We start from the raw sequence: 14,288 nt of genomic DNA on the forward strand, positions 1-14,288 counted from the left end.
GCTACCGCCCTTCCGTGTACAGGGGGTCGAGCACCGCGACCAGCCGCAGCATGGGCGCGCCGTCGGACTTCATCGCGGCTACCAGGTCCTCGTGACGGCGCGCCGTCTGGTCGATCCGCGTCTTCGAGCTGCTGGACACCGCGATGTCCAGCGCCAGCTGTTCCCACCGTTTCGCCCGCGCCTCGGCGGGCGCGAGCGCGCGCGTCACCCGCGCCGCGTACTCGTGCTCCTGGTCGGCCAGATAGTCATGCGCCCGGTCGATGGCGGTCGGCAGCAGCTCGCCCAGTGCGGCCAGGTTCGGTGTGGTCCGGCCCGGCATGGTCGGCGAAACGCCGCACGCGGCAAGGAAATCCGCCGTCATCTCCACGACCCGCGGCCGGTCGGGCAACCCGACCACGGCCATCCACTCCACCACGGTCGGCCGGCCGAGCGCGTTGGCGTAGCTGCCATGCACCAGGAACACCGGTCCGGTCAGCTCGTCCACCAGCCGTTCGTCGATCGCCGCCGCACGCGCGGGGTCGGGCACGTAGGCGAGCACGAACGCCTCGTTGTGCCGGGCGGCCGCGAGCGCCTTGTCGGTCACCCAGTCCAGCACCGGATGGACGTCGGTGACATAGCTGACGTTGGGCCACTGCGTGTCGCTCGACTCGCGTGCGGCGACCAGCCGCTTCTCCGCGAGTCCCTTGTCGAAGGTGACCCGCAGCCGGCCGGATGAGCCGGGGCTCGGCATGATCCCCTGCTCGTCGAGATAGGACTTCGGCAGCGCCTTGAGCCGGTACAACAGGTCGGCGGGTGGCTCGAACGCGACGGTGCCGTCCGAGTCCCGGCGCAGCGCGAGCTCGTCCTCCGGCCCGGTCGGGCAGATCTGGCGCAACGCCTCCTCGAAGTAGTCCTTCGTGGTCGCGAACACCGTCGGCACCTGCGCCGTGGTCACCTCGACGGCCTTCGGCGTCGTGCTGATGTTTCCGAGTACATCGGCGAGGAAGTCGCCGCTCTCCTGCCGGGACGCCGCGTGCGACCGTTCGACGCTCCGCCCCGCGATCAGGTCCTTGACCAGCCGGTTCTCCTCATCCCGCGGGCGATAGAGGCCGGTGACCGTCTCCGCGGTGCCCTCGATGCGGTGTGCCTCCTCCTCGCGGGCCAGCAGCTTCGCGCCGACCAGACGGTCGTCCAACGTCACCGGCTCGCCCCGCTCGTCGCGCCGCCACTCGACGTCGCTGGTCAGGATCAACGCGCGGAACTCCGGCGGGATCTTCTGCCCGTACCGGTCGATCCGGCCGTTTCGCTGCTCGATGCGGATCAGCGACCATGGCAGGTCGTAGTGGATCAGCTGGTTGCACTCCTGGTGCAGGTTCACCCCTTCGGACGCGATATCCCCGGTGAACAGCAGCCGTACCGGGGCCGTGCGCAGCCCGAACGTCTCCACGATGCGCTTCTGCTCGTCGTCGGTGGTCGCGTCCCCGTGCATCACCGCGACCGCACCGTCGTAGGCCAGCCACGGCTTGTTCTTCTCCGCCTTGCCCTTCCGGCGGAACCCGAGCCGCGCCGGCACCGCCTCGGCGAGCCACCGCAACGTCGGGATGCTCTCGGAGAACACCACCACCCTGGTCGCTGACCCCGGCCCGACACCGAGCCCCCTCAACACATCGACCAGCGCAGCGAGCTTCGCGGCGTCATCGTCGGTGATCGCCTCGGCCAGTGCCCTGAGGTCGAGCAGTGCCTGCCGCTCCGCCTCCCGGCCCGCCTTCTCCACGGTGGCCAGCCGGGTGACGATGGTCGCCAGCAGTGCTCGGTGCGAGGACAGGAACGACTTGAGCAGCCGGTAGCCGATCAACGGCTCGGACACCCCTTCGCCGCCGTCACCGGGCAGCCAACGGGTGGCCAGCTCGGCGAAGACCGCCAGTTCCCGGTCACTGGCGGGCACCCGCACCGGCGTGGACGGGCCGCGGTCGGCCCATTCACCCCGCAGACCGTCCCGCACCTCGGGTGCCGTCTTGGTACGCCGAATGAACAGGTGCTCGAGATCCTTCGGGTCGTACCTGGTGGGGTCGGCGATGGCCGCGTCGTCCAGCAGACTGATCAGCTCGGCGAAGGACCTCGCGTTCCCGTTGTGCGGGGTGGCGGAGGCCAGAATCAGCGCGTCTGTCCGTCCGGCCAGCAAACGGGCGAGTTCGTTGTTCTGGGTGCCGCGGTTGATCAGGTTGTGTGACTCGTCGATGACCACCGCGTCCCAGTCGATGTTGCGGAGGTGATGCGCGTAGGTTTCGCTCTTGAGCGTGTCGACGGAGATGATGGCGCGCTTGAAGTAGGCGAACGGGTTACGGCCGGCCGGAATATCCTGCTGAACACGCTGGATTCCGGTCGAGTCGAGCCGGACGAGCGGGATGGCGAACCGGGTCCACAGCTCGCGCTGGAACTGCTCGAGTACGTGCGCGGGGGAGACCACGAGAATGCGTTCACCGCGGCCCCGGCGAATCAGCTCGGCGAGCAGGACGCCGATTTCCAGTGTCTTACCGAGCCCGACGACGTCCGCGATGAGAACGCGCGGCCGCAGATTTCGCATCGACAGGGCTAACTCGGCCGGCCGCAGCTGGTGGGTCTGGTAGTCCATCAGGAACCCGTCGGCAAGCGCCAACCCGTGCTCGGTCTGCGGCAGCGCGGTCTTGCGCAGCACCGCCTCCAGGTACAGGCGTGCCTTCCGGTGGTTCGGCGAGTCGTCGGCCACCAGCCGCGTCTTCTTCGGGTCGAGCACCTCGATCCGATCGCGGCCTTCGATGTCCTCGTAGAACACCGCGTCCGTACCGCGAACGAACGGCGACACCCCGGTCGCCTCGATCATCCACCCGTCCCGGGTGTTGGCCACCTTGCGGACCAGCCACTGCTCGTCCCGCACCCGTACCTGCGCCCCTGGCGCGAACCGCGCCGGCCGATCATCACTGCTCACACGGACCGCCTCGACGAACTCGACCACAACAGCAACTGTCTCCCGTACTGCTCCCGCAACCGATCAGCGACGCGTTGACGGGCCGACGCCGGGCCCGGCGGCTCCGCGGGCGTCGGCTCCTCCGGCTCAGCCTCGGGAACGTCAACGATCGCGCCCCCGATACCGACGGCTCGGTCAAGCGCCCGGTCCTGACTGGGAAGGTCCGTGAACAGCTTCTCCAACTCGGCCATCCGCTTCGCGAACGACGGTGACTGCTGGTGCGCGTCAGTGCCATCCAGAAATGTGTGGGAAATCAGCATTCGGCGGACGTCGCGAACAGTGGTTCCCGCTGACTCGAGCAGCTCGGTACACATCGTGTGCACGGCCGCCAATGTCGGCCGGTCATCCGGATCATGCGCGAGTAGCGAGCTGACCAGCGGTTTCAGCGCCGCGGGAAGTCCGTCGAGATCCGGCTGGATCGTTCGATCACCAATCCTGCTCAACGTGACATAGTTGCCGCCGTCGCCGTAGGGCAGTTTCTGAGTTGCCGCGTACAGCAGCATCGAGCCCAGCGCGTGTACGTCCGTTTTCGCGGAAGTCTCCGACGAGCCGTTCACCTGCTCCGGCGCCATGAAGGAAACCGTGCCGATTAATTTGCCGCCCGAGGAGATACTCTCCTCATTCCGGTCGACGAACGCGCCAAGACCAAAATCGATCAACACCGGACCACGGCGACTCAGAATGACATTGTGTGGCTTCATGTCCCGATGCACCAGACCCGCGCCATGCACCGCGCGGAGTCCGTCGACGATCACCACCCCGAGACCGACCACCAGGTGCGCAGGCAGGGGACCATGCTGCGTCACGTAGTCCCGTAGCGTCACCCCAGGGACGTACTCCATGGCCAGCCAGGGCTGTGCCGCGAACGGATCCGCGTCCAGATAGTGAGCGACCTGGTTGGTCCCGATCAGGTTCTGCGCGATTAACGCCTCGCGCTCGAACCGCTTCCGCGTCTCCTCGTCGATCCTGTCCTGGCGGATCACCTTCACCGCGACCTGCTCACCCGCCTCCGAGTAGGCAAGGTAGACACGTCCCATCCCGCCACGACCAAGCTCCAGGTCCACCGTAAACCGGCCGATCATCGCGGGCAAGTGATCCATAGCTAGCTAATGCCCCCATCCCCACCGATCGTTACAGCCAGTCCCCATCCACGGCCAACCGTATCCAATGCCCGACCGAGGCTCCGAAGACTGTTCCAATATCATCGGCGTTTCACAGTCCGAGTGTCGAGCTGAGCCCGACCGGACGAGCGCGCGAGAAATGTCAAGACCTGTGGATGAAGGTCTTTAGTGCTCCAGCCGGTGCGCCCAGTGATCAGGAGGTGATCGTCCAGCGGTCATGACGTGATCTGAAGCTCGTTGTCGCCTGCCGGTGTGAGTCCGGTCCGGGTAGCTGTCAGGAGGCCCGGTAGCAGGCTGGCGGCTTGGTCTGGAAACGGGTCGGGTCGGAGCCCAGCGTCAAAGCCCTGTAGAGGGAAGCGACTGAGCGGTCCGTAGCGAGAGCGAAGCCTGCCGCGTCGTTAGACATTGAGGGAGAGCCGAGCCGTGCGGCTCACGGTGAAGGCCATGGAAGCGGTGAAGATCCTGGATGTGCAGCCGTGAGGGACTCCCCGGCGTAAGAGGGTGCGGAACGTTCAGAAGGTGATGGCGGGAACTGGGGAGACCCTCCCCGGCCGAAGCGCGCTGCGAGTGGCGTGGACAGGTCCGTCCTATAACCGGTGTGGAGCCGGGAAGTGGATCGGGTGCCGGGAGGGAGTCGGAGGCGGTCGTAGTACCGATCGAGCCGAGCGGACAACATAACCGCCGGTGAGGGAAGGGCCGCTGCTTCGTTCGTGCGCTGTGTCTGGAAGGAGGGGCCCGGTGAGTGCCGGTCAGGCTAGTTCCGCCGCGAGGAGATCCCCGGTGAGGGATCCGGTTCGTGCCTTGCAGCATGCGCTTTACCGGTCGGCCAAGGCCGATCCGGGACGACGGTTCCACGCGCTGCGGGACAAGGTCTATCGCAGAGACGTCCTGTGGCGGGCGTGGGTCGCGGTGCGCCGCAATGATGGTGCTCCGGGCATCGATGGAACCACTCTGGCCGATGTCGAGGAGTATGGCATTGATCGGCTCTTGGACGAGTTGGCCGAGGACTTGAGGAACGGGCGGTGGCGGCCGTTGCCGGCCCGGCGGGTGCTGATTCCCAAGGCCGGGACGGATGAGCGTCGTCCGCTGTCGATTCCTTCGGTCCGGGACCGTGTCGTGCAGGCCGCGCTGAAGATCGTGCTCGAGCCGATCTTCGAGGCCGATTTCCTGCCGTGCAGCTTCGGGTTCCGCCCGAAGCGGTCGGCGCACGACGCCCTGCAAGTGCTCATTGACGAGTCGTGGCAGGCAAGCGGTGGGTGGTCGAGACGGACATCGCCGAGTGTTTCTCGACGATTCCGCATGAGAAGTTGATGCGAGTGATCGAGGAACGTGTCAGCGACCAGGGCGTCCTGAAGCTGCTGCGCGTGATGCTGCGCGCGGGCGTGCTGGAGGACGGGGTAGTGCGCCGTGAGGCGTCCGGAACCCCGCAGGGCGGCCCGGCATCTCCGTTGCTGTGCAACGCATACCTGCACCGGCTTGACCGGGCATGGGATGCGGGTGAGCACGGTGTGCTGGTGCGCTACTGCGATGACCTGGTCGTGATGTGCCAGTCACGGGAGCAGGCCGAGGCCGCGTTGGCGCGGCTGACGGTTCTGCTGGGTGAGCTTGGGTTGGAACCCAAGGCCGCCAAGACCCGCATCGTGCATCTGGTCGAAGGGGGACAGGGGCTGGACTTCCTGGGCTTCCACAACCGGCTGGTGCGCGGGCGGACTCCCCGGTCGGCGCATCTGATCTTCCTCGCTCGCTGGCCCGCACGCAAGGCGGTCCAGCGTGCCCGGGACCGGATCCGGTCTATTACGGCCCGGTCCCGGCTGCTGGTGCCGGTCGAGCAGATCGTGGATGAACTGAACGTGTTCCTCCGCGGCTGGGCGGGGTATTTCCGTTACGGGAACTCGGCCTTGGTGCTTGGCCAGATCAGGAACTATGCCCTGACCCGGCTCGCGTTGTGGCTGTCCAAACGGGGCAACCGCCGCCGGGCGTGGGGATGGGGGATGACCCAGGTGTTGTTGTCTCCGAACCATATGGGTCTGATCAGCCTCGATGGGACCGTCGTCCCACCCAGACCCTTCCGGGCCTGGAAACGCTGAATGCCGCCGGTGAAGAACGTCGGTAAGCCGTGTGCGGGAGAACCGCATGCACGGTTTGACGGGCGGGAGTTGGAGACGGAGCGGACTGGCCACGGACACGAAGAAGAACGACCCGGCGGGAAACCGTTGGGCACCAATGGCTTCGTGACCTACCGTCAGAACACGCCACCGCGCCAGCTCCCGACCCTCCTAGATCGTGATCTTCATGGTTCCGTGTGCGATTGTCGCTGGTAGTGGGCTTGCTGAGCGCGGTATTGATGTTCCCTGCGCCAGTGCGAGCAGTGCAGGACGTGCTGGATGTCTGTGGCCGGGTCGATCACGAGTTTGTTGTAGAGGTGGCGGATTTCGTTGAGTGTCAACGGAATCAGTCCTGCCGGGGCGGGGCTGGAACGGGCCGTGACGGTGGTGATGGCCAGGAAGGCGTGGGCCAGCATCACGAGCGTTGTCCAGCGGTACCAGGACGTCCAGGTGCGGCACTGGTGTTCGTCCAGCCCGGTCTGGCCTTTGCCGGTTTGGAAGGACTCCTCCACTGTCCAACGACGCCCGGCGACCTGGACCAGCGTGGCCAGTGGCACTCGTATGGGTGCGTAGCAGCGGTAGTAGGCCAGCTCGCCGGTGCGGCGGTTGCGGCGGATCAGAAGCCACCGGTGCCCGGCAGGCTCGTCCCCTCCACTGACCAGTCGGATCCAGGCCCAGTCGTGGAAGCGGTGCCCTTTCGCGCCTTTGCCAGCGGCCAGGCGCTGCCATGTGCGTTTCGGCAGCCGCGCCACCAGTTCGTCAGCCCGACCGGTGCCGGTGCCGGTGGTGGTGACGTGGTGGTCGCAGGCCAAGCGCCAGCACGTATCCGACCTGCCGCTTCTCCAGATCGCCGCGCAGCGTCGGGTTGCCGCCATAGACCTCATCGCCAGCCACCCAGTTCGCGGGCACACCGGCATCGAGAGCACGCAGGATCATCCGCGAGGCCAGAGCCGGTTTGGTCGCGAACCTTGTGTCCTCGGGCACCCCAGCCGCCGCGCACCGCTCGGGATCACCGGTCCACGAACGCGGCAGATAAAGCTCACGATCGATCAACGTGTGCCCGATCCTGGTGGTATAGGTCAGAAACACCCCGACCTGAGCGTTCTCGATCCGGCCGGCGGTGCCGGTGTACTGCCGCTGGACCCCGACCGAGCAGACACCCTTCTTGAGATCCCCGGTCTCGTCCACCACCAGCATCGCGTCGGTGTCACCCAGACACTCCACCGCCACCTCGCGCACATCGTCACGCACCTCGTCGGCATCCCACACCGCCCGCGACAGCAGATGCTGCATCCCGTCCGGCGTCACATCACCAGCATGTTCGGCGATCGTCCAGCAGTTCTTCCGCGGCAGATCAGCCAGCAGCCCTTCCACGAACGCACCGACTCGTCGACGCGGCTCCACCCGCTTGAACCGCCCCGCCACATGCGCCATCAACTGGTCGAACCTCGCCCGCCAGCCGACCGGATCCACACCCTCACCACGGTTTACCATGGCAGCCGCGGCCACCACACGATCTTGAGTAGTCCACACAACCACTCATGATCAACCGGTGGCCGCACCCACCTCCCAGCACCCCTCACCAGCCAAGATCACGAAGTCCGGCTGGAGTACTAGGTGGTGCGTGGGTCTGAGGTCAGTTGCTTGAGAAGCGTGGCGACTGGTTTCTTGATGCGTTCTTGGCGTACCCGCGTGGATAGCAGCGCCTCGTCTAGCACGGTGTCGGGGTCAAGGTGCGGTCCGAGGATGATGGTCCTGACGAGAGCACGACGGAGGATGGCCCGCAGGTGGGTGATAGTGGACCTGAGTTGATTTTCTTTGACCTCACTGCCGTGGGCCACCGCGCTGCGCACCTTGTAGCTGTGTTGACGTGGTTGTAGATCGCCAGGCGCTCAGCATCGTCACGGCCGACCAGCACAGCTGTCCGTTGGGCGGTTCGCCGTTTTGAGGTCGCCGCGGTCGTCGTTCGCCGACACCAGCCGTTCTAAAGTCACGACGTAATTGAAGGCCACCTCGCCCGAGTCCTCCCCGAAGTCCACCTCGGCGTCATAGGCGATCTTCGCGCACGTGTCGAGGAACCTGCCCGCGATCGGTTGCAGGCGCTTGCTCGCCTTGGGTGGGGCCGTGCCGGCGGTCCACTCTTCTAGCTTGCCGGACAGCGTGAGGAGGAAACCGATCAACCAGCTCGCCTTATCCTCGTCCACGTATAAGGGGCCGAGCATGGGGACCTCATACTCGCCCGTCACCGACGAAGGTGGTGGGGATCGACTCCTGATAGGTGGCCGCAGAGCGGCCGTGCTCGACGAGGTACTCAGCGACGGGCATGACGGGGGTGTCCTGCGCGAGGTTCAGACATAACAGCGGCGCCCACGCAGGCGAGTCCTGAACACGGGATGGGAACAGCCCCCAGAAGGCCCTGTTGTGGATTGGTTGAGCGTCATGGTCCTCGGCCGAGAGCACCAGGTGTCGCCCGAATGACAGCATGGGATTGAATGACGGCTGCGCTGCGAAGTCCGCCGCGTGCGGTATCGGTCGTAGGGCGTTCCAGTCTTGCCGGCTTGGTCGCCACAACCGCCAGCCCGCCAGCATGAGCGGTTCGGCGAGGTCCCAGTCGACGTCGAGGACCAGGAACCGGCGCAACGGTATAGCCGGTCCCGCCAGGTAGGCGGCCGTCTGAGTGGCAAGCAGGGGCGCGTCGACAGCCCCGCCGGATCGCAGCAGCCCCGCAAGCCCGAGACGGTGCAACATGGGACCAGCGAACTCGCGTCCCCCCGTGGTGATCGGAGCCGTGTCGCCTACTTGATCGTCATCGTCGTCGACCAGATAGCGGTTGGCGACAGCGGTGGCTATGGCGACCTCGCGGACACGGGAGGCGCTGAGTAACTGCGCCATCGTCTCTGCGGCGTCACGGTCGGCCAAGCCGACAAAGTCGTCGGACCGCTGGCGGACTTCGATGAAGAACGACATTAAAGCCGCGTCAAGCTCGCTGGACGGGTTTGTCACCCAGGCACGATAGCGTTGCGGCAGGGAAGGTCATCGCGCTTTTCTCCGTTGATCCATGTACGGGGCGGCCTGTGTGCGGTGGCGAGGAGTTCGACGCACAGGGGGTGTCCGCAGTTCGACGGCTCCCCGGCAGCCTCTTTGAATCTTGGGCGTCGCAGCAAGGCGGCCGGGGCCGCGTTCCGCGGAGCTCCCTCCCAGACGTCGAGAGCAACCGGCACGCGCCACACTGGACCGCTGGCGCTGGGTAACGGGCCTGTCGGGCGTCGCGATGATCGGCTTATGGCGGATTCGACCGGGGTTCCTGGGCTCTTGCCTCTGCTCGACGGCTATCAGTTCGACGTGTTCCTCAGCTACCGCAGGTCGGGGCCGGGGAACGCGGCGACCTGGGTGCGTGAGCACTTCCACCGCATGCTGGAGGACTGCCTCGCCGACGAACTTGGCCGCACTGCAGTCTTCCTCGACTTGGAGGTGGAGACTGGAGCCGTGTGGCCGTCGCTGTTGCGGGACGCGTTGGCGCGCAGCAAGGTGCTCGTGGCTGTCTGGTCGCCGCCGTACTTTCACTCGCCGTGGTGCCTTGCCGAGTGGCGGACGATGGAGGCGAGGGAACAGGCACTGGGCGGTATGACACGGCTGGTGTACCCCATGCGGTACTCCGACGGGGACAACTTCCCCGACGATGCGAAACAACGGCAGCACTTCGACGTACGCGGGGTATCCAACCCGTTCCCCACGTTTGCCGGTTCGCACCGGCAGGCCGACCTGTTCGACACGGTCCGGGTGATCGCGGCCGAGGTCGCCAAGACGATCACCGCGGTGCCGCCGTGGAGAGCGGACTGGCCGCAGTGCCCGCTACCCGACCTGGCGGCCGCGCCGAAGCCCGCGTTCCCGGTGTTCCAGCCGTGATCGTCACCTTCACGGCCCAACTGCCCGACGACACCGCGTTGACGGTCGCCGGGCACCTTGCCCAGTGGGGCTATTCCGTCCTCTACGTCGATTGGAACCCCGACGAGTCGCGGGATCCTTCGGCTTCGCTGCTCGCCGAACCCGGTGACCCGCTCGCCGCCGTCGTCCGGACCCCGCTGCCAGGCGGCGGCGTGCTCGGCACCCTCGCGAGCATCGGGTTCGACCGTGTCGAGGGAGACTGGGCGGCCGCGTACGTCGATCACCTGGGCGATCTCTTGGAGGCCTGCACCGAACGGTGGCGGACGGTGTACGAGATCGTCGTGGTTCGGGACGCGGCCGTGGGTCACCCGAGCCGCGGGGTCGCCGTCGCGCACCTGCCCGACGCCGTCGTGGTCGACCGCAGGGGTATTGGCGCGGCCTCGCTCGCATCGGCATCCGACGCCCGGCACCTGCTGCCGTACGGCCGCGCGGAACTGCTGGTCCTGCCCATTCACGGGCAGGTGGAGGACGTCGAACACTGGACGCTCACCTGGGTGCACGCCACCGTCCGTCCCGAACAGGTCGCGACCCTTGCCCAGGGCGACTCCCGGGTGCTGGCGGCGTTGCTCGCCAACGGGTTTGCAGGGACTGACCTGCTGGTCGCCGACCCCGAGGCGTACGTCTTCGCCGCCGAGCACCGCGACGGCTTCGTGGAGGCCGCCCGCGCCGTCCGCCCGGAACTCGCGCTCCTGGCGCCCGACGCCGGCCTCGACGGGGTGCTGCGGGACCTGCTGTGCGCGCAGCCGACTCCGGTGGCCCGGCTGCGGGCCGCGCTGGTATCCGACGCGGAGATCGAGTCCTGGGTCTCGCGGTTGATGGATGACCCCGAGTACCGGCCGGTGGACGCCCAGCCGACCAGGACGGAGGGACTGCCGGCGCGGCATGTGTGCCCTGTCGACGGCAACTACGTCTGGTACCGCCACGGCGACGAACCGGTCCCGCGCTGCGCGGACCACCCCGTCGTCCTCGAACCAGCACCGATCATCCGCCGGATCGACCCGTTCCAGCTGTGGCTGGCGATCGCCGACCGGGTCCGGGAGTGGACCGCGACCGGCGAGCCCGGCGTCAGGACTCCCGCCGAGCTGGAGAACGAGGCCCTGGACCTACTTGCCGCGACGTCCACCGTGGACGCGGCCGGACCGGCGGCGACCGTCGCCCTGTCCGAACTCCAGCGCGCCGAACTGCTGTCCAGGGACGCCGGTCGTGCAGCCCGTGAGCGGGCGTTGTCCCTGTTCACCCTGCTACGCGACGAGGAAGGAGCTGTCCCCAAACTGCTCTGGCATGACGTCAACGCCCTGCTGGATTCGGACCCGGAGGCCGTGCTCCGCGCCGCGGGCGAGCTGTGGCGCGCAGCAGGAGACCGTGACGCGCCCGGACTGGCCGCGTGGGCCGCCGCGCTGGTAACGGGCCCCGGGCTGAACGCGGAGCTGCTCCAGAACCGGGTCAACAACCTCATCGGGCTCGACACCGAGACCGGCGACTACGCGCACCTCGCGGAAGCCGTCTTCGTCGGGCGCACCGCCGTCGGGGCCTTGGACCGCCCGTTCGACACCGCGGGCAGCGCGCTCGCCGCCACGACCGCCTTCGGCATGATCCGCTGGCACGCCCTCAGCGGGGACGCCGAGATACTGGACGAGGCGATCGAACTGCTGCGCACCGAGGCCGCCGCCGACTACACCTGGTCGGAGGTTCCCGCGGTCCTGGTCAGCGCCCTCACCCAGCGGGCGTCCGCGACCGGGTCCTGGGTGGACATCGACGAGGCCCTGGCGATAGGCAGCGCCGTCGCGCACCTGGACCCCTCCGACACGCTGGCGGCGAGCCTGAGCACCGCCCACTTGACGGCCTTCGGGCTGACCGGGCGTTTCGTCGACCTCGACCGCGCCGTCGACCTGGCGCGCAGCGCGGTCGACCACAAGTCGCGAAACCTCCGCCCGAGGCAGGCCAATCTGGCCGGGGCACTGCACGCCCGGTACCGGGCGACACGGCAGTTGCGAGACCTCGCAGCCGCTATCGACCTCTACCGGGAGTCCGCCAAGGACGCGTCCATGAGCACTAGACTGGCGGTCCGAGCCAACCTCGCCGACGCTTTGCTAGACCGCTACCACCGAACCGGCGAACGGTGGGCGCTGCGGGAGGCGGCCGACAGCGCTGTCGATGTCGTAGAGCGCACGCCCGTGACCGACCCCGCGTATCCCGGCCGGCTCGCGACCGTCGCCGCGGTGCACGAACTCCGCGGCCAGAGCGCCGAGGCGGTCGACCTCTACCTGCGCGTCGCCCAGGTATCGCCGCCTGGGGACCCAGACACCCCAGAACGGGTCTTCCCGCTGATTCAGCTCCTGCTCGACTCCGGCACGGACGAGCACCTGTCCGAGGCCCGCGATTTGGCGACCAGGCTGGTGACGGCCACACCGGCGGACACACCAACTCGCGCGCGAGCCTCGATCCTGCTCGGGGACACCCTGCGGGCGCGGGGCGAGGCCGCCGCGGACACCTACCGGAGCGCGGCCCAGGCGCTTGGCGCGGCGTCCGAGACACGGGTGCAGGCCGCAGTCCGGTGGGCGCGCGCAGCCGAGGACGAAGGCAGGCACCAGGACGCGGTGTGGGCGTGGGGCGCGGCCGTGGACGCGGTGCTGCGACTGGCGTCGGTCGGGGTCGACGTCGAGACACGGGAGCACCTGCTGGCCGAGTGGGCGAACGTGCCGAGGGAGGCAGCCGCCCACGCGATCGCGTCCGGTGACCCGATGACCGCGCTGGAGTTTCTCGAGTCCGGCCGTACCGTCCTGTGGAACCAGGCGATCGACCTGCGCGGCGACTACTCGGCGCTAGCCATTGCCGCGCCGGACACCGCCGCCCGACTCACCGAACTGGCCGGCGTGCTCGCCCACCCCGGCGACCGCGACGGCGGCACGGTGCTCCGGCTCGCCCGCGAGTGGGAGCACCTTGTCACCCGCGCCCGGACCCACCCCGGCTTCGCGGACTTCCTACGGCGCCCCAAGGCCGACCAGCTCGTCAAGGCGCTGGGCGAGCGCACGGTGGTGGTGCTCAACGCCGCAGGCACCCGGTGCGACGCCCTCGTCGTGTCGGGCACCGGGGTCCGGGTCATGCCGCTGCCTGTGGCACCAAGCGAGGTGGTGGCGGCGACCGAGACCATGCGGGCGCCGATGCACCGGGCTCTGCCCATCGTGCTGCCCTGGTTGTGGGAGCACGTCGCCCAACCGATCCTGGACACACTCGCACTGCCTCCCGGGTCGCCGCTGTGGTGGTGCCCGACCGGCTCCTTCACACTGCTGCCCGTGCACGCCGCCGGGGCGAGCGACGACAGCGTCCACGACCGCGTGGTGTCGTCCTACACCTCAACCGTCACCGCGCTCGTCCGCGCGATCGCCCGGCCAGGACGGTCCGAGGGCACAGCGACGTTCGTAGGGGTCGACCACCTGCCCGGCTCCGACCTGGCTGTCCTGTCGGCCGTGCCCCAGGAGGCGAACACCTTCGAGAACGCGGTCGGACGACGACCCGACGAACTCCTCGGCGCACAGGCGACCAAGGCCGCCGTCCGCACGGCCGCGGCCGGGGCCTCGGTGCTGCACCTGGCCTGCCACGCCCAACCGTCGCCGACTAACCCCCGCGACTCGGGCCTGGAACTGTGGGACGGCCGCCTCACAGTCAGCGAGCTCGCCGCAGACCTCGCTACCCCACCGGACCTCGTCTACCTGTCCGCATGCCACACCGCAGCAACGGGGCCGACACTGCCGGACGAGGCGATCTCCATCGCGGCCGCCTTCCTCGTCGCGGGCAGCCGCAACGTGGTGGGCACCCTGTGGGCCGTGGGGGACCGCGACGCGGCGGCGGCGGCGAGCTACTTCTACGCCGCGCTGCGCTGGTCGGGCGACCCGGCACGCGCGCTCCACGACGCGGTGACGGAGTTACGCGCACAGTTCCCCAAACGCCCGGCGGTGTGGGCGTCGTACGTGCACATGGGCGGCGGCAAGGTGGTCGACATGGACACTTAGAGGCTCCGGCAATAGGGGTTACTTGAGGCGGCGGACGGTGGGGCGGGTGTCCCAGCGGTGGGTGTGGCGGGCGGCTTGGATGAGGCAGCGGACGGTGACGAAGGCTGCGGCGAGGTGGAGGTAG

At 68.1% G+C, this 14,288-nt stretch carries 7 protein-coding genes and 3 pseudogenes; 4 read left to right on the forward strand and 6 right to left on the reverse strand.

Features of this window, described 5'->3' with window-relative positions:
- Position 1: 1 nt before the first annotated feature.
- The gene (locus WBA97_RS30780; RefSeq protein WP_424234470.1) at positions 2-2,944 is read right to left on the reverse strand and encodes a DEAD/DEAH box helicase; all 2,943 of its coding nucleotides are present in this window, start codon (positions 2,942-2,944) and stop codon (positions 2-4) included.
- A complete protein-coding gene (locus tag WBA97_RS30785; RefSeq protein ID WP_424234471.1) occupies positions 2,941-4,083 on the reverse strand; it encodes a serine/threonine-protein kinase in 1,143 nt (380 codons plus the stop codon). Before WBA97_RS30785 ends, WBA97_RS30780 begins: the two co-directional genes overlap by 4 nt.
- Positions 4,084-5,151: 1,068 nt before the next feature.
- Here WBA97_RS30785 and WBA97_RS30790 point away from each other — a divergent pair.
- Both WBA97_RS30790 and WBA97_RS30795 read left to right on the forward strand, forming a co-directional pair.
- Positions 5,152-5,732 (forward strand): annotated as a pseudogene (locus tag WBA97_RS30790) (reverse transcriptase domain-containing protein); the annotation flags it as partial.
- Between the two features lie 69 nt (positions 5,733-5,801).
- Positions 5,802-6,191, forward strand: coding sequence for a group II intron maturase-specific domain-containing protein (locus tag WBA97_RS30795; protein ID WP_424234476.1), 390 nt, complete (start codon positions 5,802-5,804; stop codon positions 6,189-6,191).
- Between the two features lie 203 nt (positions 6,192-6,394).
- Here the strand turns inward: WBA97_RS30795 and WBA97_RS30800 are convergent.
- From WBA97_RS30800 to WBA97_RS30810, 3 genes and pseudogenes are all read right to left on the reverse strand, one after another.
- Positions 6,395-7,643 (reverse strand): annotated as a pseudogene (locus WBA97_RS30800) (IS701 family transposase).
- A 467-nt stretch (positions 7,644-8,110) separates the two neighbouring features.
- Entirely contained in the window at positions 8,111-8,455 is a 345-nt protein-coding gene (locus WBA97_RS30805) for a hypothetical protein (RefSeq protein WP_424234472.1), read from the reverse strand.
- The gene (locus WBA97_RS30810; protein WP_424234473.1) at positions 8,439-9,212 is read right to left on the reverse strand and encodes a hypothetical protein; all 774 of its coding nucleotides are present in this window, start codon (positions 9,210-9,212) and stop codon (positions 8,439-8,441) included. Before WBA97_RS30810 ends, WBA97_RS30805 begins: the two co-directional genes overlap by 17 nt.
- Positions 9,213-9,521: 309 nt before the next feature.
- On the opposite strand from WBA97_RS30810, the gene WBA97_RS30815 reads away from it, so the two are divergent.
- Together WBA97_RS30815 and WBA97_RS30820 are read left to right on the forward strand one after the other, a co-directional pair.
- Positions 9,522-10,115, forward strand: a complete 594-nt coding sequence (locus WBA97_RS30815; protein ID WP_424234474.1) for a TIR domain-containing protein — start codon at positions 9,522-9,524, stop codon at positions 10,113-10,115.
- Positions 10,112-14,164: a CHAT domain-containing protein gene (locus tag WBA97_RS30820; protein WP_424234475.1), complete on the forward strand. Its 4,053-nt coding sequence runs from the start codon at positions 10,112-10,114 to the stop codon at positions 14,162-14,164. The genes WBA97_RS30815 and WBA97_RS30820 overlap by 4 nt, the downstream gene beginning before the upstream one ends.
- Before the next feature lie 18 nt (positions 14,165-14,182).
- On the opposite strand, the pseudogene WBA97_RS30825 reads toward WBA97_RS30820, so the two are convergent.
- A pseudogene (locus WBA97_RS30825) lies at positions 14,183-14,288 on the reverse strand (IS5/IS1182 family transposase); the annotation flags it as partial.

This window comes from Actinophytocola sp. (genome assembly GCF_049647105.1).
Lineage (GTDB): Bacteria > Actinomycetota > Actinomycetes > Mycobacteriales > Pseudonocardiaceae > Actinophytocola.

Bases quoted from the DNA above. Each gene is read 5' to 3' on its own strand.
- WBA97_RS30785 (WP_424234471.1), bottom strand. From the start codon at position 4,083: ATGGATCACTTGCCCGCGATGATCGGCCGGTTTACGGTGGACCTGGAG.